The organism is Stenotrophomonas sp. YJH_SMC_36 (assembly GCF_059369935.1).
On the sequence record NZ_JCAFTD010000002.1, the window covers coordinates 569,954 to 596,861 of the forward strand.

A 26,908-nucleotide genomic window follows, 5' to 3' on the forward strand; every position below is an offset into this window, starting at 1 on the left:
TTCAGGAATGCGAGGAATCGGAATGGGAGGCAAGCGGCGCGCGATCGGCATCACTGGGCTGGAAGCCGCCGCCCAGCGCTTTGCTCAGGCGCACCGAGGTCTGCACCTGCTGCGACTGCAGGCTGGCCAGCTGCTGTTGTGACTGCAGCAGGGTGGACTGTGCGGACAGCACATCCAGGTAGCTGCCGATGCCGGCGCGGTAACGCTGCCCGGCCAGGTCGAACGCTGCACGCGCCGTGTCCACGGCCTGCTGCTGCGACTGCGCCTGCTGCGCCAGCGAGCGCACCGCATTGACCTGGTCGGCCACGTCGCGCAGTGCGTCAAGCACCGCCTGGTTGTAATTGGCCACCGCCAGGTCGTACTGCGCATCGGTGTCGGCCAGGTTGGCGCGCAGCTTGCCGCCTTCGAAGATCGGCAGGCTCAGCGCCGGGCCGATGTAGGCGAAGGTGGAACTGCTCTGCAGCAGATCGCCGACATTCGGCGCCACCACGCCGGCCAGCGCGGTCAGGTTGAGGCTCGGGTAGAACTTCGTCCTGGCGACCTTGATCTGCTTGTTGGCCGCCTCCACGCGCCAGCGTGCGGCGACGATGTCAGGACGACGGCCGAGCAGCTCGCTGGGTAGCACGCCTGGCAGCTGCAGGGCCGTCGGATTCAACGGCTGCGGACGCTCGATCGTCAGACCACGGTCGGGGCCCTTGCCGACCAGGGCGGCCAATGCGGTGCGGGCGGCGTCGATGCGTTGCTGCGCGGCCTGCACCTGCTGTTGCGCGGCGGGCACGCGGGCTTCGGCCTGGCGCACCTGCAGATCGCTGTCGATGCCGGCACGGCGACGCTGCCGGGTCAGTTCCAGCGACTTCTGCGACCGCGTCAGTTCTTCCTCGGCGACATCGTCGAGCTGCCACGCGTAAGCAAGGTCCGCATAGGCCTGGGCGATGCCGGTGGACAGGTTCAGGCGCGCGGCCTGGGCCTCCACGGTGGCGGCATGCGCGCCATCCACGGCCGCTTCCCAGGCGGCGCGCTTGCCGCCCCACAGGTCGATGCCGTAGCTGAAGTCGAAAGCGACCTGGCTGCTGCCTGCGTAGTGGCCACCGATCTCGTCGCCGGCCATCGACTCGGGCAGGCGAAGCCCGGTATAGCCGCCGGAAACGGAGAGACTGGGCAGGCGGTCAGCGCGTGCGGTACCGACCTTGGCCTGCGCCTGGCGCAGACGTGCGTCGGCGGCGTCCAGGCTCGGATGACCGGCCAGGCCTTCGGCGATCAGCGCGTCCAGCTGCGCATCGCCCAATGCCTTCCACCAGTCCTGTGCGGGGAAGCCGGTGGCACTGAGATCGGTGTCGGCCAGGGTGCGCTCGCTGTGCAGGCTGTCCACATCGAGCAGGCGGGCCTGCGGTTCGAGGCCGCGGCTGCTGGCACAGGCGGCCAGCGCCAGCGCCAGCGCCGACAGCAGCAGCGCGCGCCCGGACCGGCGGAATGAGGAATGCGGGATCGGGTTCATGGGGTCGTCAGGGAATCGCGGATTCGGGTCAGGAGGGACAACAGCAGCGTGCGCTCGTCGGCGGACAGATCGCGCAGGGCGTAATCCATCACCGCGTCGCCGCGCAGCTTCAAGCGCGCCCACAGTGCGCGGCCTTCATCGGTCAGCACGATCTGCAGCGCACGGCGGTCCTGCGCATGTGCCTCGCGGCGAACGCAGCCCAGGGCTTCGAGCTTGTCCAGCAGGCGGGTGACGGCACTGGGTACCTGGTCGATGGCCTGGGCCAGTTCGTTGGCGGTACAGGGGGCCATGTTCGAGAGCACCTTCAACCCGATGTAGTGGGTGAAGCCGATGCCCAGGTCTTCTTCGGCCATGGACGCGTCAAGCTGGCGGACCAGGCCGTCGCGCACCTGGCGCAGCAGCAGGCCGAAGCTGGGGGGAGTGGTTGCAGGACAGATCATGGGAGTGCATTCTCTTCCAAAAAAAATATTTCTCAATGGAAATATTCGATCTGGCATCGAATGCTGTGTTGCAGCAGCGGGCTGGATCAGTGAAGGCGCCTACCTTAATGGCGCCCCAGGATGGCCCGGTAGTACCATCAAGCCAATGAATGACACATTCCAGCCATCGGACAGGATGAACAAGGGGGACATCGCCCCGGCCCGGCAGTTGCTGCGCAACGAGGCGCTGGACTGGTTCGAGCGCAACGATGGCCCGCCGGTCGTCGGTTTCCGCTTCGACAGTCCGCAGGGGCTCGCCCGTGAAGTCGACTGGCACCATCACCAGCGTGCGCAGCTGATCTGCGTCGAACGCGGCCTGCTGACCACCCGCACCTCGCATGGAACGTGGTCGCTGGCGCCCGGTTCGGCCGGCTGGATGCCGCCCTTGGAACCGCACACGGTCGCCCTGGACGGCCCGCTGCGTGGCTGGGGCATGGCGTTGGCCGCGCCGGCCTGCACTGCCCTTCCCGCCGCCCCCTGCGTGCTGGGCCTGTCCAGGCTGGCGCAGGCACTGGCGGACCGGATCTGCGGCTGGTCGCTCGACCAGGTCGCCACGCCCGAGCACCAGCACATCATCGAGGTTCTGCTGGACGAGATCCGCACCGCACCGCGCCAGCGCATGCACCTGCCGATGCCGCACGATCGGCGCCTGCTGAAGATCGCCTCGCAGCTGCTGGCCGATCCCTCCGACGAGCGCAGCCTGGCCGAATGGGCGCATTGGGCCGGGCTTTCGCCGCGCAGCCTGACCCGCCACTTCCGCGACGAGACAACGCTGAGCTTCGCGCAGTGGCGCCAGCAGGCCCGTCTGTCCGAAGCGCTGCGGCAGCTGACCGATGGCCGCAGCGTGGCCGATATCGCCCATGCGCTGGGCTTCAGCAGCGCCAGCGCCTTCGTCACCGTGTTCCGCCGCCATTTCGGCCTGCCGCCCGGGCGCTACCTGGCGCGGGCCGGGAATGGACTGGAAACCGGCCTGGACCCTGCGCGCGGCTTGGCATCCCCGGCCGCATCCGGATAATCACAGGATTGCGAGCGGCGACCGCCGTCGCCGCCTCCCGACATAGGTAACAACGCCGCATGACCGAACTTGCCCGCCCCGTGTTCCACGGATTCGAACAACTGCCGTTGCGCGAGTACGCCGAACGCGCCTACCTCGACTACTCGATGTACGTGGTCCTGGACCGCGCCCTGCCGTTCGTCGGCGACGGCCTGAAGCCGGTGCAGCGCCGCATCATCTATTCGATGAGCGAGCTGGGGCTGAATGCCGCGTCCAAGCCGAAGAAGTCCGCACGCACCGTCGGTGACGTCATCGGTAAATACCACCCGCACGGCGACAGCGCGTGCTACGAGGCGCTGGTGCTGATGGCCCAGCCGTTCTCCTACCGCTATCCGCTGATCGAGGGCCAGGGCAACTTCGGCTCCAGCGACGACCCGAAGTCGTTCGCGGCGATGCGCTACACCGAATCCAAGCTGACCCCCATCGCCGAGGTGCTGCTGGGCGAGCTGGGCCAGGGCACCACCGACTGGGCGCCCAACTTCGATGGCACGCTGCAGGAGCCGACGTGGATGCCGGCCCGCCTGCCGCACCTGCTGCTTAACGGCACCACGGGCATCGCCGTGGGCATGGCCACCGATGTGCCGCCGCACAACCTCAACGAGATCGTCAGCGCGCTGCTGCACCTGCTGGACGATCCGGATGCCACCGTGCGCGACCTGTGCGAGCACGTGAAAGGCCCGGACTATCCCTCCAGCGCCGAGATCATCACGGCCGCCAACGATCTGCGCACCCTGTACGAGACCGGCAACGGCAGCGTGCGTGCGCGCGCGACGTTCAGCCGTGAAGCCGGCAACATCGTGGTCACCGCACTGCCGTTCCAGGTATCGCCCTCGAAGGTGATCGAGCAGATCGCCGCGCAGATGCGCGCCAAGAAGCTGCCGTGGCTGGAAGACATCCGCGATGAATCCGACCACGCCAATCCGGTGCGGGTGGTGCTGGTGCCGCGCTCGAACCGCGTCGATGCCGAGCAGCTGATGGGCCACCTGTTCGCCACCACCGACCTGGAGCGCAGCTACCGCGTCAACCTCAACGTGATCGGGCTGGACGGCCGTCCGCAGGTGAAGAACCTGAAGATGCTGCTCAGCGAATGGCTGACGTTCCGCAGCAACACCGTCACCCGCCGCCTGCAGCATCGCCTGCAGAAGGTCGAACGCCGCCTGCACCTGCTGGAAGGTCTGCTGGTGGCCTTCCTCAACCTGGACGAGGTGATCCATATCATCCGTACAGAGGACGAACCGAAGGCCGCACTGATCGCGCGCTTCGGCCTGTCCGAAGAACAGGCCGAGTACATCCTGGAGACCAAGCTGAAGCAGCTGGCCCGCCTGGAGGAAATGAAGATCCGCGGCGAGCAGGACGAGCTGGCCAAGGAACGCGAGAAGATCATCGGCATCCTCGACAGCAAGGCCAAGCTGAAGAAGCTGATCCGCGACGAGCTGCAAGCCGATGCGAAGAAGTTCGGCGACGAGCGCCGCTCGCCGCTGGTCCAGCGCCAGGCGGCGCAGGCTATCGACGAGACCGAGCTGGTGCCAAGCGAGCCGATGACGGTGGTGCTGTCGCAGAAGGGCTGGATCCGCGCCGCCAAGGGTCATGACGTGGACGCGTCGGCCCTGTCCTATCGCGATGGCGATGCGCTGCAGGGCGCCGTGCGCGCGCGCAGCACCCAGCAGGTCGCATTCCTGGACAGCGAAGGCCGGGCCTATTCAACGGCGGTGCACACCCTGCCTTCTGCGCGGGGCAACGGCGAGCCGCTGACCGGCCGTTTCTCGCCGGCGCCCGGCACCAGCTTCGTCACCCTGGCCAGCGCCGAGCCGGACGCACGCTTCGTGCTCGCGTCCAGCCATGGCTACGGCTTCGTCACCCGCTTCGAGAACCTGATCGGCCGCAACAAGGCCGGCAAGGCGATGCTGAACCTGTCCGCCGGCTCGTCGGTGCTGCCACCGGCGGTGGTCGCCAATGTCGAGAGCGACCGCATCGTGGCGGTGACCAGCTCGGGCAACCTGCTGGCGATTCCGGCCAGCGATCTGCCCGAACTGGACAAGGGCAAGGGCAACAAGATCATCGAGATCCCCAAGGCCAAGCTGGCCACGGAACGCGTGGTCGCCATCGTGGCGATCGGGCCGGGGCAGACCCTGCAGGTGCGCGCCGGCCAGCGCACGATGGGCCTGAAGTTCAACGAGCTCGATGCCTACCTCGGCGCGCGGGCGACTCGCGGCCACCTGCTGCCGCGTGGCTGGCAGAAGGTCGAAGGCCTGTCAGTGGAATGACGCAGCGGGGTCGGATCCCTTTCCAACGGAGAGGGCTCTGACCCCAGCTCTGCCCGCCGGGCATGGCCCGGCGCTACCGAAACGCAGCACCAGACACGAAAAAGCCGGGGCATTCCCCGGCTTTTTCGTTGTCGGCTGGCGGGCGGTGGAGCGGCTGGCGGGCGAAGGCTGGCGAGCGATGCTCCGGTGCTGGCGGGCGACGGTACCGGTTCAGTGCGCCGGGGCGCCGCTGCCGTCGATCTTGCTCAGCTGGTACAGCTCCAGGCCGATGCGCTTGATCAGGCCCAACTGCTGCTCCAGCCACCAGGCGTGGTCCTCTTCGGTGTCCTTCAGCTGCGCCAGCAGGATGTCGCGGCTCACGTAGTCGCCCTTCTCTTCGCACAGCTTCATGCCGGCGGCGAGGTTGTTGCGCACGGCGTACTCGGTGTCCAGATCCTTCTGCAGCATCTCCTCCACCGTCGTACCCGGCTCGGTCAGGTGCGGGCGCATGTCAGGATCACCGCCAAGGAACAGGATGCGGCGCAGCAGCGCGTCGGCATGCTGGGTCTCTTCCTCCATCTCGTGGTTCAGGCGCTCATACAGCGCGAACAGGCCCTGGTCCTCGTAACGGCGGGAGTGGATGAAGTACTGGTCACGCGCGGCAAGCTCGCCGCGCAGCAGTTCCTTCAGGCAGGCGATGACGTCCGGGTTGCCTTTCATGGGGGGCTCCTGTGAATCGATGCGGCATAGGGTGCCCCATTTCGGGATACGGTGATCTAATCGGAATCAGTCGCAGTTGCGCCTGCGGCTACAATCGGCCCCGGCGTTCGGAAAGGACCTGCAATGCGACGTACATGGCGTTGGCTGCTCGGCGTGCTGATCGCCACCCTGCTGGTGGTGGCCCTGGCAGCGTGGCTGCTGCTGCGCGGCAGCCTGGCCGATCTGGAAGGTGAACATGCCCTGCCCGGCCTAAGCGCAGCAGTCACTGTCGAGCGCGACGCGCTGGGCGTGGTCACCATCACCGCGGGCAGCCAGGCCGACGCCATGCGTGCGCTCGGCCGTGTCCACGCTCAGGAGCGCTACTTCGAGATGGACCTGATGCGGCGCAGCGCGGCCGGCGAACTGGCTGCGCTGTTCGGCCCGAAGGCCATCGAGGTGGACAAGCGCATGCGGGTTCATCGCCTGCGCGCGCGGACCGGAGCCCATCTGGAGGCCGCCCTGGGCAGCAACGCCGCGGCGGTGAACGCGTATGTCGATGGGGTCAACCAGGGCCTGGCCGATCTCTCCGTGCGCCCGTGGGCCTACCTGCTGCTGCGGCAGGCGCCGCAGCCGTGGACCGCCAGCGACAGCGTGCTGGCCGGGCTGGCCATGTACGCCGATCTGCAGGATCCGGGCAACCGGACTGAACTGGCGCTCAGCCGCATCCAGGCGGTGGTGCCACCGGCGCTGCATGCGCTGATCGCGCACCAGGGCAGCGAATGGGATGCGCCCCTGTTCGGCGAGCCGCGCGGCAATGCCCTGCTGCCCGATGCAGGGCAACTGGATCTGCGCACGCTGGCCGCCTCGCCCGCCTCCGTGCCGGTGGAAACCGGCGCAGTGGGCAGCAACAACTTCGCCGTGGCCGGCGCCCTCACTGCCAATGGCCGTGCGATCGTTGCCGACGACATGCACCTGGGCCTGCGTGCACCCGGTCTCTGGTTCCGCGTGCGCCTGCGCTATCCCGATCCGCAGGCGGCCGATGGCCAGGTCGACATCAGTGGCTTCTCGCTGCCCGGTCTACCGGCCGTCATCGTCGGCAGCAACGGGCACATCGCCTGGGGATTCACCAACAGCTACATCGACACCGCGGATTTCCGCAACGAACCGGCCACGGCCCCGGTGACGGTGCACGAAGAGCGCATCGCCGTGGCCGGCCAGGATGACGTGGTGTTCGCGGTGCGCGAGACCGCCTGGGGGCCGATCCTGCACACCCACGCCGATGGCAGCGGCGACGCACTGCGCTGGGTCGCACATCTGCCCGGCGCGGTGCGCCTGGATTTCGCCGACATGGCCCGCGCGGGCGACCTGGACCAGGCCCTGCGCGTGGCCGACCGCGCCGGCATTCCTGCACAGAACCTGGTGATCGGCGACCGCAGCGGGCGCATCGCCTGGCGTCTGATCGGCGCCCGTCCGGACCGTGGCCCCGGATGTGCGGCGGCCGGCTACGCGCCAGCGCGCAATGACGCCTGCGCACCCTGGTCGCTGCGCAGCGACGCTGCTCCCGCACTGATCGATCCCGCCAACCACCGTCTGTGGACCGCCAACGGCCGCGTGCTGGACGGCGCCGCACTGGCAGTGGCCGGCAATGGCGGCTACGACCTTGGCGCCCGCGCGCGGCAGATCCGCGACCTGCTGGCGGTCCAGGACCGTTTCGATGAGCACGACCTGCTGGCGATCCAGCTCGATGACCGCGCGGTAATGCTGCAACGCTGGTGGGCGCTGCTGCAGCAGATCACCGCACACAGCAGCGACCCTGCACTGCAGCGCCTGCATGCAGCCAATGCGCACTGGGAAGGACGGGCATCGGTGGACTCGGTGAGCTATCGCATCACCCGCGGCTTCCGTGGCAAGGTGCTCGATGCGGTGGAAGGTGCGCTGCTCGCGCCTGCCCGCGCACAGCTGGGCGCCGACTACCTGCCGCCGCGGCTGCCCGAGCTGGAAGGCGTGGTCTGGCCGATGCTGGAACAGCGCCCAGCACATCTGCTGCCACCCGGTATCGACAGCTGGGATGCGTTGCTGGCGAAGGCCGCACGTGAGCTGGAAGCAGATCTTGCCAGCCAGGGACCGCTGGCCCAGCGCCGCTGGGGAGAGCGCAACACCGCGTCGATCTGCCACCCGGTCAGTCGCGCCCTGCCCGCCTTCGCACGCCGCGCGTTGTGCATGCCGGCCGAGCCGTTGCCCGGCGACCGCGACATGCCACGGGTGCAGGCCCCGGATTTCGGTGCTTCGCAGCGGATGGTGGTCTCCCCCGGTCACGAAGCCGACGGCATCGTGCACATGCCCGGTGGCCAGAGTGGCCACCCGCTGTCCCCCTACTGGGGCGCGGGCCACGAAGACTGGGTGCATGGCCGCCCCTCGCCGTTCCTGCCGGGCAAGGCCCAGCACGTGATGACGCTGGTGCCGGCGAGATAGAGGGGTAGCGCCGGGCCATGCCCGGCGAGCGCGCAGCGTGGACGGACAGCAAAGCCGCCGGGCATGGCCCGGCGCTACCGGCTCAGGTGCGGCGGCGCTCGATCAGGTTCAACAACGGCCCGGTCATCGCAGTGGTCACCAGTGCCATGATCACCAGCACCGCGAACAGGCGATCCCCGAGCAGGCCCAGCTCATAGCCCAGGTTGAGCACGATCAGTTCCATCAGGCCGCGCGTGTTCATCAGCGCTCCCAGCCGCCATGCCTCGCGGGCCGGCAGGCCGGTGCTGCGGGCGGCACTGAATGTGCCCAGCAGCTTGCCGGCCGTGGCCACCGCGATCACCACCAGACACAGCACGATGTCGCCGGCGTGCAGTGCGTCGGCGCGCATGCGCAGGCCGGTCATGGCGAAGAACAGGGGCAGCAGCAGGGTCACCGCGAACGGCTCGACGCGGGCCATCAGCAGTGCGCGCAGCGGCGCATTGGATGACACCGCCACGCCCGCAGCGAATGCACCGAACAACGCATGGATGCCCAGCATCTCGGTCACCAACGCACTGGCCAGCGACAACAGCAGGATGCCCAGCAACCACCGTCCTTCGCGTCCTGCCACGACCTGCTGGCGGGCAAACCACGGTCTCACCAGGCCAAGCATCAGCACCACGAAGGCCACCACGCCCAGCAGGCTGAGGCTTGCCGGCAGCCAGCCACCGGCCTGTGCAGCCGCCACGATCAGCGCCAGCAGGCACCAGGCCGTGGCATCGCCGAGTGCCGCGCAGGCAATGGCGGTCTGTCCCAGCGGCGTATGGGTGATGCCGCGATCGGCGAGGATCCGCAGCAGCACCGGGAATGCCGTGATGCTCATCGATATCCCGACGAACAGCGCGAAGGACGTGAAGCCCACGCCCTGCGGACCGTGCTGCGGGTACAGCCAGATCGCCAGGGCCACGCCCAGCATGAATGGCACGGCGATACCGGCATGGCTGACGGTGAACGCGAACCGCCGTCGTCCGCGCAGTGCGGCCAGGTCGAGTTCGGCACCGGCCACCAGCAGAAACATCAGCACACCCAGCTGGCTGAGCAGGCCCAACGGCGCCAGCGACGCCGCCGGGAACAGCGCGCCATGCAACTGCGGCAACAGGCTGCCCAGCACCAACGGGCCCATCATCAGGCCTGCCGCCATTTCGCCGATCACCGCCGGCTGGCCGAAGCGCTTGAGCAGCGCTCCCGCGCCCTTGGCCACCAGCAGCAGCACCAGCAGCTGCAGCAGGAACAGGCCCAGCGGCGATGACAGATGCCGGGCCCAGCTGCCTTCGTCGGCAACCGTGGCGCGTGCGACCGCTTCAGGCGCCGCCGGCCCGGCATACCGCGCCAGCAGCAGGCCGGCCAGCAACGGCAGTCCGGCCCAGGCCGCGTAGCGCCACCCCCATTTCATCGGCGGCGCCCGGCCCTCGCTCTGTACGTCCATGAACATTCCCCAATGTGCAGGGGGGCGATGATACGTCCTTGCCTGCGCCGACGCTGAGCGCCCGCCGGGCGTAGCCCGGCGCTGCCGGTCACGCCAGGGCCTGCTCGTGTACCCCGGCAATCGCCCGGCCGGACGGATCGGCCGCTGCGGCGAAACTCGCGTCCCAGGCAATCGCGGCCGGTGAGGAACAGGCGATCGATTTTCCACCCGGGACCGTTTCGGCCGCGGCCCGGCTCGGGAAGAACTGTTCGAACAGGTGGCGATAGTAGTACGCCTCCTTGGTCTGCGGCGGGTTGTGCGGGAAGCGCTTGTCGGCGGCGGCCAGTACCCGGTCGCTGACCTGCGCCTCGGCGTGCGCCTTCAATCCATCGATCCAGCCATAGCCGACGCCATCGCTGAACTGCTCCTTCTGGCGCCACAGGATGCTGTCCGGCAGATAGCCATCGAACGCTTCACGCAACACCGCCTTCTCGATACGGCGACCGCCGAAGCCGCTGCCGACCATCTTGTGCGCGGCGTCGATGCGCATCGCCACATCGAGGAAGTCGCGGTCCAGGAACGGCACGCGAGGCTCCACGCCCCAGGCCATCATCGACTTGTTGGCACGCAGGCAATCGTAGTTGTGCAGGGCATCGAGCTTGCGCACCAGCTCCTGGTGGAATTCGCGCGCGTCCGGTGCCTTGTGGAAGTACAGGTAGCCGCCGAAGATCTCGTCGCTGCCTTCGCCGGACAACACCATCTTCACCCCCATCGCCTTGATCCGCCGGGCCAGCAGGAACATCGGCGTGGACGCGCGGATGGTGGTGACATCGTAGGTTTCGATATGGCGGATCACCTCGGGGAGCACGTCGAGGCCTTCCTCGAAGGTGTACTCGAAGCCGTGGTGCACGGTGCCCAGCGCTTCGGCGGCGACGGCGGCGGCGGCCAGATCGGGCGATCCCTTCAGCCCGATCGCGAACGAATGCAGGCGCGGCCACCAGGCTTCGCTCTGGCCGCCATCCTCGATGCGGCGGCGGGCATAGCGGGCGGCGACGGCGGCCACCAGCGACGAATCCAGTCCACCGGACAGCAGCACGCCGTACGGCACGTCGCTCATCAGCTGGCGTTCCACCGCATGTTCAAAGGCCTGTCGCAGCTCGGCCAGATCGGCTTGGCGCCCTTCAACGTCCGCATACTCGCGCCAGGGCTGCTGGTAGTAGCGCACCAGTTCGCCACTGGCACTGTCGTAGTAATGACCCGGCGGGAACTGGGCAACGTCGGCACAGGTATCAACCAACGCTTTCATCTCCGAAGCCACCCGCAGGCGCCCCTGCGCGTCGTGCCCCCAGTACAGCGGCACCACGCCGACCGGATCGCGCGCCACCAGTACGCGACCGGCATCGCGGTCCCACAGCGCGAAGGCGAAGATGCCGTTGAGCTGCTCCAGCCAGCGGGACGGCGAGCCTCCCTGCCGGTACAGCGCGTTGATCACCTCGCAGTCCGAGCCGGTCTGGAAGTCGTAGGGGTGGGCCAGCGCGGCCTTGAGCAGCTGATGGTTGTAGATTTCGCCGTTGACCGCCAGCGCCAGCTGACCGTCCGCCGACAACAGCGGCTGCGAGCCACCCGCCGGATCGACGATGGCCAGCCGCTCGTGCACCAGCAGTGCACCTTCATCAAGGTAGACGCCGCTCCAGTCCGGGCCACGATGACGCTGCCGCTGCGACAGCTCCAACGCATGCCGGCGCAGGGCGGGAAGATCATCACCGGCCTGCAGGCCGAAGATTGCGAAGATCGAACACATGGGGGAACTCCTGTTGGGGTATTTCACGGGTAGGAAGGTGTTCGACCGGCCAACCAGGCCCGGGTGGGCTACGCCCGGGCACAAAAAAACCCGCATCGGCCGATGCGGGTTTTCTGGTGTCCGGGCGTGTGTTGCTGTCTATCTACCCAGGGCGCAGTCCCGCATCGGCCGCGCACGATTATTCGCGCGCAGATTATTGCGGTTGTTGTTGACGGCGGTGGCCGGGCGGATCGACATGACCCGACCCTAACCCGGTTTCCGGGGCCGCGCAACAGTTGCGTTGGCAACCAGGTGCGTCATACGCCGGGCATGGCCCGGCGCTACCGTCGGCCGAGGGCGGCGCCGGGCCATGCCCGGCATCCTCCCTCACACCAGCAGGCGCTCGACCAGCCGCAGGTACAGGCCCGGCAGGGCCTCCAGCTCATCCACGCGGACGTTCTCATCGACCTGGTGAATGCTGGCGTTGACCGGTCCCACTTCGATGCACTGCGCGCCCAAGGGCGCGATGAAGCGGGCGTCGGACGTTCCGCCACCGGTGCTTTCTTCCGGCGCACCGCCGATGTGATCGGCCAGCACGGCGCGCGCGGCGGCACGCAGCGTGCCTTCGGGCGTGTAGAACGGCTCGCCGCTGCGGTGCCACTTCAGCGTGTACTGCAGGCCGTGACGGTCCAGCACCGCGGTGATCTCCGCTTCCAGTTTCGGCGCATCCCAATGCGGGTTGTAGCGGACGTTGAAATCCACTTCCAGCTCGCCCGGAATCACGTTGTTGGCACCGGTGCCGGCATGGATGTTGGAGATCTGCAGGCTGGTCGGCGGAAAGCTCTCGTAACCCTCGTCCCAGCGCCGCGCACTCAGTTCGGCCAACGCCGGCGCCGCCTGGTGGATCGGGTTGCGTGCCTTCTCCGGGTAGGCCACATGGCCCTGCACACCCTGCACGCGCAACTTCGCCGACAGGCTGCCGCGGCGGCCGACGCGGAGCAGATCGCCCAGCGTTGCGGTCGACGAGGGTTCGCCGGTGATGCACCAGTCGATGCGCTGGCCACGCTCTGCGAACAGGCGCGCGACATGGCGCACGCCGTCGATCGCATCGCCCTCCTCGTCACTGGTCAGCAGCACCGCCAGCGTTCCCGCATGATGAGGGTGGGCTGCGGCGAACTGCTCGGCCGCGATCACGAACGCGGCTACGCTGCCCTTCATGTCGGCCGCGCCACGGCCGTACAGCACGCCATCGCGGATCTGCGGGACGAACGGATCGCTCTGCCAAGCCTCGCGCGGTCCCGGTGGCACCACGTCGGTGTGGCCCAGCAGGACCAGCACCGGCGCACCGCTGCCATGGGTCGCCCACAGGTTGTCGACGTCGCCCAGGCGCAGGTGCTCGCAGTCGAACCCTGCACGCTGCAGCCGCTCCGCAAGCAGCGCCTGGCAGCCGGCATCGTCCGGCGTGACCGATGGCCGTGCGATCAGCTCGCTGGCCAGGTCCAGCACCGCGCTCACGCGCCACCCACGCCGAAGCGCGCCTTGAACCCGTTGTCGCTGAATCCCTGGCTGACCTTGCCGTCGGACGTCACCACCAGCGGGCGCTTGATCAGCTGCGGGTACTCGCGCAGCAGCAGCTTCCACTCGGCATCGGAGGCGGCCGCCTTGCGGTTGTCCGGCAGTTGCCGCCAGGTGGTCGATGACCGGTTGACCATCGCGGACAGGCCGCCCAGCTGCGCGGCCCACTCGACCAGCGTTTCCGGGCCGGGCTTGGTCTCGCGGTAGTCGACGAAGGTGTATGGCACGCCGAAGCGGTCCAGCCACTTGGTCGCCTTCTTGCAGGTATCGCAGTTCTTCAATCCGTAGACAGTGGTGCTCATGGCCATCGGCAATGCTGGAAAACAGAGGGGCAGAATCTCACAACAGACGCTCGGACACGACCCGGAACGGCACGCGTGGCAGGTGGAAGGCCAGCCCGTCGGGCAGCGCAACGCCCATCGCCTGCAGGCGTGGACACTGCAGCGTACCCTGCAGGTGCAACGGCCGCAGATGGGTCAGCTCCACCGGCAGGTCGATGCGGGTGCTGGCCCAGTGCCCGTCACAGGTACGGGCGATGGCCTCGTCCTGGCAGGTCAGGAAACGCAGCAGGGCGTGATGGCCGCCGAAGGCCGCCGACCACGTGGCATCGTCCCAGCCTGCGGCAACCTGCCACTGCAGTCGAAGCGCCGGCGCGCTGCCGTGCCCACCTTCGATCAGGGTATGGCCGCCGCCATCGGCCCCAAGCACATGTGCGAAGCGCACGGAGAGATGAGGTTGCATGGCATCGCTGAAGGCACGCGCACCGGCGACGAAGGCCAGCTGATCCATCACGTTGCGGTCGAACAGCACGACCGGGGTGCCGTCCGGATCGTCGTCGCGGCGCAGGTACCAGCGCCAGTTGCTCTGCTGCGGCGATGGCATCAGCGCCCGCAGAGGGCCGGCCAGGGCCGGCCCGAAGTGACCGTGCCGATAGCTGAGGATGGTGTAAGGCGTACGACCTGCATGGACCACGTAGTGATGGCCAGGTGGCGGTGACGGCGCATGGCGCACATCGACCCACCAGCTGGCGTAGATCACATCGCGCACATCGCTGGCCAGCGCCGGCATCGGCCAGCGCCGCGACAGCGCGCGGCGCAGCCGGGTCCAGCGCGGTGCGTGCAGCAGGCGCGGCAGCATCCGCGCGAACACGTTGTCGAACGGATGCCGGTAGATCGCGGACTGCGCCAGGTCGTCCGGCGCAGTCATCGTCAGTCCGCCAGGCCGCGCAGAAGATCGTTGACGCTGGTCTTGCTGCGGGTGCGGGCATCGACCTGCTTGACGATCACCGCGCAGTACAGCGAGTGCGTGCCGTCCTTGCTCGGCAGCGAGCCCGACACCACCACGCTGTACGGCGGGATGTAGCCGTAGGTGATCTCGCCGGTGGCGCGGTTGTAGATGCGGGTGCTCTGGCTGAGGAACACGCCCATGCCGATCACGCTGTGGTGGCCGACCACTACGCCCTCCACCACTTCCGAACGCGCGCCGATGAAGCAATGGTCTTCGATGATGGTCGGGCTGGCCTGCAGCGGTTCGAGCACGCCGCCGATGCCGGCGCCACCGGACAGGTGGCAATGCTGGCCGATCTGCGCACAGGAACCGACGGTGGCCCAGGTATCGACCATGGTGCCCTCGCCGACATGGGCGCCGATGTTGGTGAAGCTCGGCATCAGCACCACATCCTTGCCGAAGTAGGTACCCCGGCGCGCGATCGCGCCCGGCACCACGCGTACCCCGGCACGACGGAACTTCGCTTCGTCGTACCCGGCAAAGCGCGATTCGACCTTGTCCCAGAACGGGGCCGGACGGGCGTCGACCACTGCCATGTCATTGACACGGAAGTACAGCAGCACCGCCTTCTTCAGCCATTCGTTGACTTTCCAGCCCCCCTGCCCGTCCGGCTCGGCGACACGGAACTCGCCGCTTTCCAGGCCGTCGATCACGCGGTTGACCAGCACCCGGGTCGAGCCCTCCAGTTCATGCAGGGTCAGCGTCGCGCGGCGCTCGAAGGCGCTTTCGATGCCGAACTTCAGTTCTTCCACGCCCGGCGCGGCCGGCCTGCGCAGCGACTTGCGGGCGATGGTCTCAGCGCGCGCGGCTTCCGCGCTCTTGGCCGGGGCCTTCTTCGGCGCCGGCTTCTTCGCGGCAGCCACCTTCTTCACCGGGGCAACGGTCTTCTTTGCGGCCGTCGCGGCAGTGGTCTTTCGGGCCGCTGCGCTCTTGGCGGTCGCGGCGGTCTTCTTTGCAGGCTTGGTGGCCATCAGGTGGGGTCTCCGGCGTTTCGATCAGGGTCCAGGCAGGCCAGCATCGCGTCATGCAGCTGCTGCCGGGCGGGTTCGGTCAGGGGGAGGTCGTGTTCGTCACTGATCACGAAGGTGTCTTCGGCGCGTTCGCCGAACGTGGCAATGCGCGCGTCATGCACGCGCAGGCCCTGGTTGCGCAGCACGAACGCCACGTCGGCCAGCAGGCCGGGGCGGTCGGGTGCGACCAGGGCGAATCGGGTTGCGCCGGGCTCATCGCGGAACTCGATGCGCGGCACGAAGCGGAAGTGACGCAGCTGCCGCGGCACCACCCGCCGCGACGGGCGCAGACGGCCCAGGTCACCGGCCAGCGCCTCGCGCAGCGCAGCTTCCAGGTTGGCGCTGCTGCCATCGGCGAAGGTATCGGCGGGGCTGACCTCAAAGGTATCGAAGATGGTGCCCGCGGGGCCGTCCAGTACCCGTGCGCGATGGATGCCGTAGCCCTTGCGGTCCAGCGTCATCACGATGGCAGCAAACAGGCCGTCGCGATCCGGCGAATGCACGAACACTTCCAGCGCGGGGTCGTCGACGCTGATGCGGCGCACCTTCACCAGCGCCTGGCCCTGCTTCACCGGCACCAGCGCAGCGGCCTGCCAGGCCAGCTGCTCCGGACGCAGGCGGATGAAGCCTTCATCAGGCATGACGGCGAACTGGCGGTCGATCGTGGCGTCGTCATAGCCCTGTTCGCGTACCAGCGCGCGCACGCTGTCACGCGCCTCGGCAACGCGCTCGGCGGCCGGCACCGGATGCTCCAGGCCCTCGCGCAGTGCGCGCCGCGTGGCGAAGTACAGATCGGCCAGCAGCCGGTCCTTCCAGGCGTTCCACAGCTTGGGGCTGGTGCCGGCGATGTCGGCGCAGGTCAGCAGGTACAGGTAGTCGAGGCGGTCGCGGCTGCCGACCAGGGTTGCGAAACGATGGATCACGGCCGGATCGGCGATGTCCTGCTTCTGCGCTGTCACCGACATGCGCAGGTGCTGTTCGACCAGCCACGCCACCAGTTCGGTATCCGAGGCACTGAGCGCATGCGCCTGGCAGAACGCGCGCGCATCCACCGCTCCCAGCTCGGAATGATCGCCGCCGCGGCCCTTGGCAATGTCATGGAACAGCCCGGCCAGCAGCAGCAGTTCCGGCTTGCGCAGCCGCGGCCACACTTCATGCGCGATCGAGAAGCGCTCGTCGGCACGGCTGCTGGCGAACTGGCCGATATTGCGCAGAACCATCAGCGTGTGCTGATCGACGGTGTAGACGTGGAACAGGTCGAACTGCATGCGCCCGCTGACCTGGGCGAACGCGGGAATCCACTGGCCCAGCACACCCAGCCGGGCCATCCGCGAGAGCGTGTCGACCGGGCGCTGGCCACGCAGCAGCGCCATGAACTGCTCACGCGCATCGGCATCGGCCTGGTCATAGGCGGGCAGCAGCGGCAGCGACTCGGCCAGTGCGCGCGCGGTCAGCGAATGCAGGCCACGCACCTGCGGGTTGTTGGCCCAGCCGGCGAACAGGGCGAACACCTGGCCGATGTCGCCGCGCGGCCACGCCGCCTCGTTCGCCGCCAGATAGCCGCGGCGCAGCGAGAAACCCACGGTCAGCGGTTCCGGCAGCGCTTCGCCGTCGAACTGCTCCTCGAAGCGTTGCAGCAGGCGGTCGCTGATCCGGCGCACCACCGAAGCGGCGCGATAGAACCCCTGCATCATCTTCTCGACGCCCAGGTTCTCGGCGTCGTCCTCAAAACCCAGCCGCGCGGCCAGTGTCTTCTGGTAATCGAAGCGGAGGCGCTCCTCCGGCCGCCGTGCCACCAGGTGCAGGCCGAAGCGCAGGCGCGCCAGCACCGCGCGCTCCCGCTGGAGCGCCGCGGCTTCGTCGGCACCCAGATGGCCCAGCCCGACCAGCGCCTCAAGGTCGCGAACGCCGAACGCGCGCAGCGCCATCCACCCCAGCGTATTGAGATCACGCAGCCCGCCGGGGCCATCCTTCAGATCGGGCTCGAGGTTGTCGGCGGTATCGCCGAAACGCTGGTGGCGGTTGCGCAGTTCCTCCAGCTTGGCCAGGAAGAAGGTGCGCGCCGGCCACAGTCCGCTGTCGTCGTCGGTTGCTTCGCGCAGCGCCCGGCGCGCCGCATCGTCGGCCAGGATCGGGCGCGCTTCGATCAGCGCGGTCAGCACGGTCTGGTCGGCGGCCGCCTCGCGGCACTGCGCCGCCGAGCGCACGGCATGGCTGACCGCCAATCCGCAATCCCACAGCAGGGCGAACAACCGCGCCAGGCCCGCTTCGTGGGCGAGCTGCGCTGGCGGCGCGCCGAACACCAGCAGATCGATGTCAGACCGTGGGAACAGCTCCCCACGGCCGTAGCCGCCCACTGCGAACAGGGACAGCCCGCTGTCGGACGGCAGGCAGCGCTGCCACGCCAGCCGGATCAGGTGATCGGCCGCGCGCGCGCGCAGTGCCAGCAGGCGCTCGATGTTGTCGCCCTGGTCGAAACGGCGGTACAGCCGCGCATCGGCCTGCTGCAAGGCCTGCCGTGCAGCGGAAGCCCAGTCCGGGTCGTTGAGCGACGCGGCCGGCGTGTCCAGCAGCGAACTCGCCGGCAGCATCCTCAGGAGACCTGCGATTCGCCCGGCGACAGGGTCAGCACGTCAACGCCGGTCTCGGTGACCGCGATCATGTGCTCCCATTGCGCCGACAGCTTGCGGTCCTTGGTCACCACGGTCCAGCCATCCGGCAGCACCTTGTTGTAACGGGTGCCCTCGTTGATCATCGGCTCGATGGTGAAGGTCATGCCCGGCTGCAGCACCAGGCCCTGCCCCGGGCGACCGTAATGCACCACCTGCGGCTCGTCGTGATAGACCTTGCCGATGCCGTGGCCGCAGTACTCGCGCACCACGCTGAAGCGCTCGCCTTCGGCATAGCTCTGGATCGCGTGGCCGATGTCGCCCAGGGTCGCCCCCGGACGTACCGCGCGGATGCCGCGCCACATCGCTTCGTAGGTGGTCTCCACCAGGCGGCGCGCCATCACCGACGGTGTGCCGACGAAGTACATGCGACTGGTGTCGCCGTGCCAGCCATCCTTGATGACGGTCACGTCGATGTTGACGATGTCGCCGTCCTTGAGCACCTTGCCTTCGCTCGGAATGCCGTGGCAGATGACGTTGTTGACCGAGGTGCACACGGTCTTGGGGAAGCCGCGGTAGCCGACGTTGGCCGGAATGGCGCCCTGCACGTTGACGATATGGTCATGGCAGATGCGGTCCAGTTCCTCGGTGGTGACACCGGGCTTGACGTGGGGGGTGACGATGTCGAGCACTTCGCTGGCCAGGCGGCCGGCGATGCGCATCATCTCGATTTCCTGCGGGGTTTTCAGATTCACGCTCATGGCGCCCATTATCGCCGATCCGGCCGCAATCTGAACGAACGCCACCCAACTGGACGTTCCCGGCCATGCACAGTTCCGGCAAGGCGAGCGAAAGCGTGATCGCGCCCACATTACGCAGCCCCTGTTTATCACGGATTACAGACACTTGGCGGTCCTAAGCTGGCGCCAGCGTCGCCGAAGCGGCCTCGAACGTGCCGCCTTCGCCTTGTTCAACGGACCTTCGGGTCAAGGAGGTTGTCCATGCGAATCCCACTGCGCTCCTCCCTTGCCGGGGCCATGACCGCGCTGCTGCTGGCCGGCCCGGCGCTGGCGGCCGATACCACCACCTTCAACGTCACCCTCGTGGTCACCAAGGCCTGCACGATCACGGCCGCGGCCGCCACCAACGTCGACTTCGGTACCGCCGCATCGACCACCGCGATACCTACCCTGGGCCAGGGCACGGTGACCGCCCAGTGCTCTGCGCTGACCCCGTATACGATCGCGCTGAACGCGGGTGCGAACGCCGGTACGGCCGGCGACGTCACCACCCGGCGCATGAAGAACACCGACGCGGCGGTGACCGCCAACAACTACGTCGGTTACCAGCTGTACCGCGACGCGGCACACAGCCTGGTCTGGGGGTCGACGACCGGCACCAATACCCAGGCCGGCATCGGCACGGGCCTGGCGGTTCCCTACATCGTCTACGGCCAGATCCTGAACCTGAGCACCAACAACGCGGCCGCCGGCAACTACCTGGACACGATCACCGCCACGATTACTTATTGATGGAGCACGCCTCCATGTCCCGACCCCGCCTGTGGCGCGCCGCCGGCGTGGCGTTGCTCGCCTGCCTGCTGGCCAGCGCCGTGGCCACCTCCGCCGCCACCAGCCTGCAGGTCGCGCCCACCACCCTGCAGCTGGAGCCCCGCCAGCGTGCCGCCGAGCTGTGGCTGACCAACAGCGGGACCGCGCCGGTGAAGCTGCAGGTGCGGGTGTTCCGCTGGGTCCAGCAGGATGGCAATGAGCAGCTGCTGCCTGCCGATGGACTGCTGGCCACCCCACCGATGCAGGAACTGGCCGCAGGCCAGCAGCAGCTGGTGCGGGTGATGCGCACGGACAGCGAGGCACCGGGCTCCCAGCAGCATTACCGCCTGATCGTCGACGAAGTGCCGGACCTGGCCACCCGCGCCAGCGGCATGCAGTTCGTGCTGCGCTATTCGATCCCGGTATTCATCCAGCCGGCCGGGGGCACGCCGGCGCCGCGCCTGCAGGCACGCCTGCTGCGGCTGGACGATGGTCGCAGTGGCGTCGAGATCGGCAATTCCGGCGACAGCTACGCGCAGATCGCCGACCTGGCGCTGGGCAGTGTCGAACGCCCGCGTATCGTCCACCCCGGCCTGCTGGGCTATGTGCTGCCCGGCCAGGTGATGCGCTGGCCCGTGGAGCGCACGGCTGTCGACCGGGACAACGACCAGATCACGGCCAAGATCAATGGCGAGTCGACGCAGACACCGCTATCGCCGCCACCGGCTCGCTGAGGCGGTGGTGGGCACGGTGCTCGCTGCCGCGTGGGTTCCCGCGGCTCCGGCCGCCGACGTGTCCGGCATCTCCGGCGTCTCCGCCGATGCCCTGCTGCCTCCCCCGACACCGCTGACGGCCAGCCAGACACTGTACCTGGACGTCTCGCTGAACAGCACGCCGCGCGGCCTGCTGCCCTTCACTGAAGCACGTGGCCGCCTGCAGGCCAGCCCGGAGGTGCTGCGCCAGCTCGGCTTCAGCGCCACCGGCGATGCACCGGTGTTTCTGGATCAGATCAGCGGCGTGGTCGCGCGCTACGACGCCCAGCTGCAGACACTGGCGCTGGATGTGCCGCTGGACCAGCTGACCCTGCCCACCACCCTGCTCGGCCGCCCGCAGGTGCGTACGCCGGCCGGCAGCGCCTCGCCGGGCCTGCTGCTCAACTACGACGTGTACGGCAGCCGCATCGAAGCACTCGGTAACCTTACCCTGAGCTCGGAACTGCGCCTGTTCGGCATCGGCAGCGGCACCTTCGAGAACACGGCGGTCACCCGTCGCTACCAGCAGCCGGACGACCGTCACTGGCGCAGCGAAAGCGTGCGCCTGGATACGCACTGGACACTGGATTTTCCCGAGTCGGCGACCACGCTGGAGATCGGTGATTTCTACAGCGGCTTTGTCGACTGGACCCGGCCGGTGCGCCTGGGCGGCGTGCAGGTCGGACGCAACTACGGGCTGCAGCCCTACCGCGTGCTGACACCGACGCCCGGCTTCCTGGGCGAGGCGGTGGTGCCGTCAACGGTGGAGCTGTACGTCGACGGGTTGCGCCAGTACAGCGGCCAGGTGCCGGTCGGACCGTTCCAGCTGGCGGCACAGCCGGGCATCAGCGGCACCGGCACCGCGCAGGTTGTGGTGACCGATGCCTTCGGCCGCATGCAGACGCTGGATTTCAGCTTCTATGGCACCCAGCAGCTGCTGGCCAAGGGCCTGTCGGACTGGTCGGTCGGTGCCGGACAACTGCGCGAAGCGTTCGGCGAACGCTCCTTCGAGTACGACAGCCGCACGGTGGCCAGCGCCAGCTGGCGTGGTGGCATCAGCGACACCTTTACCGGCGAAGCGCACGCCGAAGGCGGTGGCGGCCTGCTGCAGGCCGGCGTCGGTGGCTGGTGGCTGGCGGGCGAGGCCGGCGTGTTCAATGCCGCCTACGCGCACAGCCGCCTGCAGGGCCTGCAGGGCGGCCAATGGGCACTGGGCTACAGCTGGAACAACCGCCGCTTCAATTTCAATGTGCGCAGCGTACGCACCCACGGCGACTACCGTGATCTCGGCGCGCTGCAGGACAATCTGCCCCCGCGCATCAGCGAACAGGCCACTGCCGGTCTCGATCTGCTGGGGCTGGGAACGCTGAGCGCAAGCTACCTGCGGCTGCGCTACCCCGATGGCGACGACAACCGCTATGCCAGCCTGTTCTGGTCGCGCACCTGGAGCCAGCGCTGGTCGGCCTACCTCTCGGTCAACCAGAATCTGGACAGCAGCGACGACCGCAACATCTACCTGTCAGTGAGCGCGAGCCTCGGCAACAACCGTCAGGCCAGCCTCTCCAGCCAGCGCAACGGCGACAGCCAGGCCTGGGTGGCCGATATCACCCAGCCGGTCCCCGGCGATGGCAGTGCCGGCGGCATCGGCTGGCGCGCGCAGGTGCGCGGGGGCGACGAGGGCACAGGCGGCCTGGCCGAGGTCGGCATCCTCAACGACGTGGGGCGTTACGCGCTCGGCGCATCGCGCCAGGCCGGCATTGACTACGCCTATGCCAGCGCCAGCGGCAGCCTGGTGTGGATGGACGGGCACACCTTTGCCACCCGCGAGGTCTCCGACGCCTTCGCGGTGGTCAGCACCAGCGGCGTCGCCGGTGTCCCGGTACGGCTGGAAAACCGCCTGATCGGCGTCACCGACGACCGTGGCCTGCTGCTGGTCAGCCCCCTGCTGTCGTGGCAGCGCAACCGGGTCTCCATCGACACTCTCGACCTGCCGGCGGACATGCGCGCCGACCGCGTCGAGGACTGGGTGACACCCCGCCAGCGCGCCGGCACCGGCGTGACGTTCCATCTGCGCTCGCGGCCGTCGCTGACCCTGGTCCTGCAGGACATGGCCGGACAACCGCTGGAGGTGGGCAGCGAAGTGCAGCTGCCGCAGGGTCGCCAGGCCACCGTCGGCTACGACGGCCTGCTGTACCTGGAGGACGTGGCGCCGGGCAGCGTGCTGTATATCACCACCAGCCGCAGCCAGTGCCGGGTGAAGGTGCCGGCCACACCGGAAGTGGCTGCCAGCGGCGCCCGGCCCCGCCCGGCACCGGTACCGTGCATTCCCGAGGTGGCGCCATGAAGGTGCCCCTGCTCGGCCTGCTGCTCGTGCTCGGCCTGCTGGCCGCCACACCGGCGCACGCGGCGGCGGTGTGCACGGCCACCGCCAACCCCACCCTGCCGTTCGGCAACGTCAACAGCAATGCCCCCGGGCCCACCTCGGCCACGCTGAACATCACCGTCACCTGCACGACGGCGGCGCTGAGCCTGCTGGCCACTACCGGCGTGCGCGTGTGCGTGGGCATCGGTGCCGGCAGCGGCGGTGGCAGCAGCAGCACCTGGCGGACCCTGCGCACCAGTACCGGCACCCCTCCCGACACCCTGAACTTCCAGCTCTACAACAATGCCGGCTACAGCCAGGTCACCGGCTTGGTTCCCCGCGGTACGCCGCCAGCGCAGGAGCTGACCATGACCTACAACGTGCCGCTGGTGGTCGGCGGCAGCGGCGCGCAGTCCACCCAGCTGTTCGCACAGATCCCGGCCAACCAGGTGCTGGCCGCGGGCAACTACAGCAGCACCTTCAGCGGCGCCGACGTGGTGCTGACCTGGGCCTGGAACGAAGTGCTGCTCGGCAACGCCACCGTACCGGCCACCTGCAACGGCGGCGCCACCGGTACCAACAGCGCCAGCGCGGCCTTCAGCTTCATCGCGACCGCGACCGTGCTGCCACAGTGCGGCAGCTACCTCACCACCCCTCTGGACTTCGGCAACGTCACCGGCAGCATCACCAGCAACATCGACCGGACCGCCACCCTGACCCTGACCTGCCTGAAGAACACGGCATTCCAGATCGGCCTGGACAACGGCCAGAACAATCCCCCGGCCACCCCGACCCGGCGCATGCGCACCACCATCGGGGGCAGCAGTTACTACCTGGCCTATGAACTGTACCGCGACAGCGCACGCAACCAGCGCTGGGGCAACACGCTCACGGTCGATACCGCCAGCGGAACCGGTACCGGCAGTGCCCAGCAACTGACGATCTACGGCCGGGTGCCGCCGGTCACCGGCCAGCCGCCGGCAGGTACCTACAACGATGTGGTGCAGGTGACGATCACCTACTAGCCGGTGCCGCGAGCACCTGCCCCTACAGATCCGGCGCGCCCGGCCGATAGCGTCCAGCAGGTATCCCGGCACGGTGGATGACAGGTGGTTCGCGCAGTTCCGATCCTGGCGATGATGCTCGCCGCCCCCCTGGCCTGGGCCGAGCCGGCAGCCCCGGTGCAGGTGCGCCTGGTCGTAGTGGAAGCCTGCCAGGCCGATGCCGGCGGCCGCGCGTGTGCCGTTCCGCACCAGCGCAGCGATGCCCCGCAGCTGCCGGCACAGCTGCGTGAACTCGCCCCCGCGCCAGCCTCGCCCACCGACGACGCTTCCGCCGCGCCGACATTCATCTACTGATGCCGATGCGCGCACTCCTTGCCCTGTTCCTGCTGCTGCCGGGGCTGCCTGCCGCCGCACTGGACCTGCTGCCCACGACCCTGCAGCTGCCCGCCGAAGGGGGCCGCACCGAACTCTGGCTGCACAACCCCGGCCCCGAGCGCTGGCAGGGCGAGGTGCAGATCCTGGCGTGGGAGCAGCAGCTGGACGCCGAACGGCTGCAGCCGAGCGACCGCATCCTGGCCAGTCCGACCCGACTGGATCTGGCGCCCGGCGCCCGCCAGCGGGTCTGGCTGCTGCCCCGCAGCGCCGTCCCGGTCGCCGCCGAGCAGGCCTACCGTATCGTGCTCGCCCCCGGCAGAAGCAGCCTGCCACGCTACTCGCTGCCGCTGTTCCAGGGTGCGGCTGCGTCGTCAGTGCGCCCGGCCGTGCGTGCCCGCGTCGAATCCAACGGGTCGCAGACTCATCTGCGACTGGACAACCCGGGCCGCCTGCATGCGCGCCTGGACGGGCTTTCATTCGAGTCCGTCGGCGGCCATCGCAGCGTGCTGCTGCCGGGCCTGGCCGGCTATGTGCTGGCAGGACGGGAAAGGCGCTGGACGTTGCCGGCACGCCGCGACGGCTATCTCGGCGGCCGCTTCCGGGCCCGCCTGCAGGACGGCCGGGAGGTCGTTCTGGACGCATGGGACCCGTCAATTGCGGTGAACCCGCCCGCCGGGCTATAATCGCCGGGATGTCCTGCCGCCCCGTGCGCGGGACCCCGTCCACACCGGACGTCACCGGTGAATCCACACCTGCTGCCCCCATCCGTGCCGGGGTGCTCCGCAAGGAGTTCGGCCACGGAGGCAACAGGGAAGCCCAACCCCGGAACCGATCGCGCTTCCACGCGTCCCGCATACCTGTCCCGCGGGCGGAATCGCTGGTTCCATATCAGGAGTACTGCAATGCCCCAGGTCACCATGCGTCAGATGCTGGAAGCCGGCGTCCACTTCGGCCACCAGACCCGTTACTGGAACCCGAAGATGGCTCCGTACATCTTCGGCGCCCGCGGCAAGATCCACATCATCAACCTGGAAAAGACCGTCCCGCTGTTCAACGACGCGATGAACTTCATCTCGTCGGTTGCCCAGAAGCGCGGCACCGTCCTGTTCCTGGGCACCAAGCGCAGCGCCCGCGAAACCATCAAGGAAGAAGCCGAGCGTTGCGGCATGCCGTTCATGAACCAGCGTTGGCTGGGCGGCACCCTGACCAACTTCCGTACCGTCAAGCAGTCGGTTGCCCGCCTGAAGGAACTGGAAGCCGGTGAAACCGACGGCACCTTCGAGAAGCTGGTCAAGCACGAAGTGCTGGGCCTGCGTCGCGAGCGCGACAAGCTGGAAGCCTCGCTGGGCGGCATCAAGGACATGAACCGTCTGCCGGACGCCATCTTCGTCATCGACATCGGCCACGAAGACATCGCCATCAAGGAAGCCAAGAAGCTCGGCATCCCGGTGATCGCCGTGGTTGATACCAACTACAACCCGGAGCTGGTCGATTACGCCATCCCGGGCAACGACGACGCCATCCGCGCCGTGCAGCTGTACGCCCGTGCCGCCGCCGACGCCGTGCTGGAAGGCAAGGCCGCTGCTCCGCACGCCGCCTCGGTGCGCGAGGAAGAGTTCGCTGAAGCCGCCGCTGAAGGCGAAGAGAAGCCGGCCCGTCGCGCTCCGGCCAAGAAGACCGCCAAGAAGGGCGACGAAGCCCAGGCCTGATCCAGGCCCCGGGGTGGGCCCCAGCGCCCACCCCTCCTGCATGCCGCCCTCGGCGCGTGACAGGACCATGTCATACGGGCCGGCCACCATGCCGGCCCAACCCCTTTCTTTCGTGAGGTAATCCCGTGGAAATCACTGCTTCCCTGGTCAAGGAACTGCGCGAGCGCACCGGCGCCGGCATGATGGAATGCAAGAAGGCGCTGACCGAAGCCGCCGGCGACATCGACGCTGCGGCGGAACTGCTGCGCAAGTCCGGCGCTGCCAAGGCCGACAAGAAGGCTGACCGCGTGGCCGCCGAAGGCCGTCTGGGCCTGGCACAGGACGGCGGCAAGGCCGTGCTGGTCGAAGTCAACTCGGAAACCGACTTCGTCGCCAACGACGTCAACTTCAAGACCTTCGTCGACGCCGTTGCCGCTGCCGCCCTGGCATCGGGCGCTGCCGACGTCGAAGCGCTGAAGACCGCCAAGCTGGCCTCCGGCGAGACCGTCGAAGAAGCCCGCGCCCTGGCCGTGCAGAAGCTGGGTGAGAACATCCAGATCCGCCGCATCGCCAAGGTCGACGGCAACAACACCGTGGGTGCCTACGTCCACACCAATGGCAAGGTCGGCGTCCTGGTGGACCTGGTCGGCGGCGACGCCGAACTGGCCCGCGGCCTGGCCATGCACGTGGCTGCGCTGAAGCCGCCGCACAACAAGGCCGCCGACGTTCCGGCCGACTTCGTCGAGAAGGAAAAGGAAATCGAACTGGCCAAGATGTCCGAGAAGGACAAGTCGAAGCCGGCCGATATCCTGGAAAAGATCATCAGCGGCAAGATCAACAAGATCGTCAGCGAAGTGACCCTGTACGGCCAGGCCTATGTGCTGGACGGCGACAAGACCGTCGAGCAGGTGGTCAAGGCCGCCGGTGCCGACGTCGCTGGTTTCCAGCTGCTGGTCGTCGGCGAAGGCATCGAGAAGGTGGTGGAAGACTACGCCGCCGAAGTTGCCAAGGCGATGCAGGTCTGAGTCCA

The 26,908-nt window shown here is 68.4% G+C and carries 22 protein-coding genes; 11 read left to right on the forward strand and 11 right to left on the reverse strand.

Going from position 1 to position 26,908, the window contains the following annotated elements; translation table 11 throughout:
* Window position 1 precedes the first annotated feature (1 nt).
* Complete coding sequence (emrC, locus tag AC5P76_RS05890; protein ID WP_065174708.1) at window positions 2–1,495, reverse strand: multidrug efflux transporter outer membrane subunit EmrC; 1,494 nt, start codon at window positions 1,493–1,495, stop codon at window positions 2–4.
* Window positions 1,492–1,935 carry a multidrug efflux system transcriptional regulator EmrR gene (gene emrR / locus AC5P76_RS05895; protein ID WP_053518351.1) on the reverse strand — a complete coding sequence of 148 codons (444 nt, stop codon included), beginning with the start codon at window positions 1,933–1,935 and terminating at the stop codon, window positions 1,492–1,494. The genes emrC and emrR overlap by 4 nt, the downstream gene beginning before the upstream one ends.
* 145 nt (window positions 1,936–2,080) lie before the next feature.
* Here emrR and AC5P76_RS05900 point away from each other — a divergent pair, with 145 nt between their 5' ends.
* The gene (locus tag AC5P76_RS05900) at window positions 2,081–2,989 is read left to right on the forward strand and encodes a helix-turn-helix domain-containing protein (protein WP_253119028.1); all 909 of its coding nucleotides are present in this window, start codon (window positions 2,081–2,083) and stop codon (window positions 2,987–2,989) included.
* A gap of 59 nt (window positions 2,990–3,048) precedes the next feature.
* Complete coding sequence (gene parC / locus AC5P76_RS05905; protein ID WP_053518348.1) at window positions 3,049–5,292, forward strand: DNA topoisomerase IV subunit A; 2,244 nt, start codon at window positions 3,049–3,051, stop codon at window positions 5,290–5,292.
* Between the two features lie 210 nt (window positions 5,293–5,502).
* Here parC and bfr read toward each other — a convergent pair whose 3' ends face one another.
* The gene (gene bfr / locus AC5P76_RS05910; RefSeq protein WP_053518345.1) at window positions 5,503–5,991 is read right to left on the reverse strand and encodes a bacterioferritin; all 489 of its coding nucleotides are present in this window, start codon (window positions 5,989–5,991) and stop codon (window positions 5,503–5,505) included.
* A 123-nt stretch (window positions 5,992–6,114) separates the two neighbouring features.
* On the opposite strand from bfr, the gene AC5P76_RS05915 reads away from it, so the two are divergent.
* Window positions 6,115–8,442 (forward strand): penicillin acylase family protein, encoded by a 2,328-nt coding sequence (locus AC5P76_RS05915; protein ID WP_253119026.1) that lies wholly within the window; start codon window positions 6,115–6,117, stop codon window positions 8,440–8,442.
* An 82-nt stretch (window positions 8,443–8,524) separates the two neighbouring features.
* Here the strand turns inward: AC5P76_RS05915 and AC5P76_RS05920 are convergent, their stop codons facing one another.
* The 8 genes from AC5P76_RS05920 to map all read right to left on the reverse strand — a co-directional run bounded on the left by AC5P76_RS05920 (window position 8,525) and on the right by map (window position 18,908).
* Complete coding sequence (locus AC5P76_RS05920) at window positions 8,525–9,913, reverse strand: cation:proton antiporter domain-containing protein (RefSeq protein WP_253119025.1); 1,389 nt, start codon at window positions 9,911–9,913, stop codon at window positions 8,525–8,527.
* A gap of 82 nt (window positions 9,914–9,995) precedes the next feature.
* Window positions 9,996–11,687: an asparagine synthase B gene (asnB, locus tag AC5P76_RS05925; protein ID WP_053518338.1), complete on the reverse strand. Its 1,692-nt coding sequence runs from the start codon at window positions 11,685–11,687 to the stop codon at window positions 9,996–9,998.
* A gap of 366 nt (window positions 11,688–12,053) precedes the next feature.
* A complete protein-coding gene (dapE, locus tag AC5P76_RS05930) occupies window positions 12,054–13,181 on the reverse strand; it encodes a succinyl-diaminopimelate desuccinylase (RefSeq protein WP_053518336.1) in 1,128 nt (375 codons plus the stop codon).
* Entirely contained in the window at window positions 13,178–13,549 is a 372-nt protein-coding gene (locus tag AC5P76_RS05935) for an arsenate reductase (RefSeq protein WP_180875666.1), read from the reverse strand. The genes dapE and AC5P76_RS05935 overlap by 4 nt, the downstream gene beginning before the upstream one ends.
* Before the next feature lie 31 nt (window positions 13,550–13,580).
* Window positions 13,581–14,447, reverse strand: a complete 867-nt coding sequence (locus AC5P76_RS05940) for a hypothetical protein (protein ID WP_253119023.1) — start codon at window positions 14,445–14,447, stop codon at window positions 13,581–13,583.
* A gap of 2 nt (window positions 14,448–14,449) precedes the next feature.
* On the reverse strand, window positions 14,450–15,499 hold the full coding sequence (gene dapD, locus AC5P76_RS05945) for a 2,3,4,5-tetrahydropyridine-2,6-dicarboxylate N-succinyltransferase (RefSeq protein ID WP_053518332.1): 1,050 nt from the start codon (window positions 15,497–15,499) through the stop codon (window positions 14,450–14,452).
* Window positions 15,499–18,111: a [protein-PII] uridylyltransferase gene (locus AC5P76_RS05950; RefSeq protein ID WP_414488209.1), complete on the reverse strand. Its 2,613-nt coding sequence runs from the start codon at window positions 18,109–18,111 to the stop codon at window positions 15,499–15,501. The genes dapD and AC5P76_RS05950 overlap by 1 nt, the downstream gene beginning before the upstream one ends.
* 20 nt (window positions 18,112–18,131) lie before the next feature.
* Complete coding sequence (gene map, locus AC5P76_RS05955; RefSeq protein ID WP_111185881.1) at window positions 18,132–18,908, reverse strand: type I methionyl aminopeptidase; 777 nt, start codon at window positions 18,906–18,908, stop codon at window positions 18,132–18,134.
* 240 nt (window positions 18,909–19,148) lie between these two features.
* Here map and AC5P76_RS05960 point away from each other — a divergent pair, with 240 nt between their 5' ends.
* From AC5P76_RS05960 to tsf, 8 genes are all read left to right on the forward strand, one after another.
* Window positions 19,149–19,679, forward strand: a complete 531-nt coding sequence (locus AC5P76_RS05960; RefSeq protein WP_053518329.1) for a Csu type fimbrial protein — start codon at window positions 19,149–19,151, stop codon at window positions 19,677–19,679.
* On the forward strand, window positions 19,679–20,431 hold the full coding sequence (locus AC5P76_RS05965; RefSeq protein WP_253119021.1) for a fimbrial biogenesis chaperone: 753 nt from the start codon (window positions 19,679–19,681) through the stop codon (window positions 20,429–20,431). Before AC5P76_RS05960 ends, AC5P76_RS05965 begins: the two co-directional genes overlap by 1 nt.
* A gap of 7 nt (window positions 20,432–20,438) precedes the next feature.
* Window positions 20,439–22,793, forward strand: a complete 2,355-nt coding sequence (locus tag AC5P76_RS05970; RefSeq protein ID WP_164150838.1) for a fimbria/pilus outer membrane usher protein — start codon at window positions 20,439–20,441, stop codon at window positions 22,791–22,793.
* Window positions 22,790–23,836 (forward strand): Csu type fimbrial protein, encoded by a 1,047-nt coding sequence (locus tag AC5P76_RS05975; RefSeq protein WP_065174699.1) that lies wholly within the window; start codon window positions 22,790–22,792, stop codon window positions 23,834–23,836. Before AC5P76_RS05970 ends, AC5P76_RS05975 begins: the two co-directional genes overlap by 4 nt.
* An 84-nt stretch (window positions 23,837–23,920) precedes the next feature.
* Window positions 23,921–24,169, forward strand: coding sequence for a hypothetical protein (locus AC5P76_RS05980; RefSeq protein ID WP_253119019.1), 249 nt, complete (start codon window positions 23,921–23,923; stop codon window positions 24,167–24,169).
* A gap of 5 nt (window positions 24,170–24,174) precedes the next feature.
* A complete protein-coding gene (locus AC5P76_RS05985) occupies window positions 24,175–24,873 on the forward strand; it encodes a fimbrial biogenesis chaperone (protein WP_253119017.1) in 699 nt (232 codons plus the stop codon).
* Window positions 24,874–25,092: 219 nt separating this feature from the next.
* Entirely contained in the window at window positions 25,093–25,899 is an 807-nt protein-coding gene (rpsB, locus tag AC5P76_RS05990) for a 30S ribosomal protein S2 (RefSeq protein ID WP_053518321.1), read from the forward strand.
* A gap of 125 nt (window positions 25,900–26,024) precedes the next feature.
* Window positions 26,025–26,903 (forward strand): translation elongation factor Ts, encoded by an 879-nt coding sequence (gene tsf / locus AC5P76_RS05995; protein ID WP_053518318.1) that lies wholly within the window; start codon window positions 26,025–26,027, stop codon window positions 26,901–26,903.
* The last annotated feature ends 5 nt before the right edge of the window (window positions 26,904–26,908 follow it).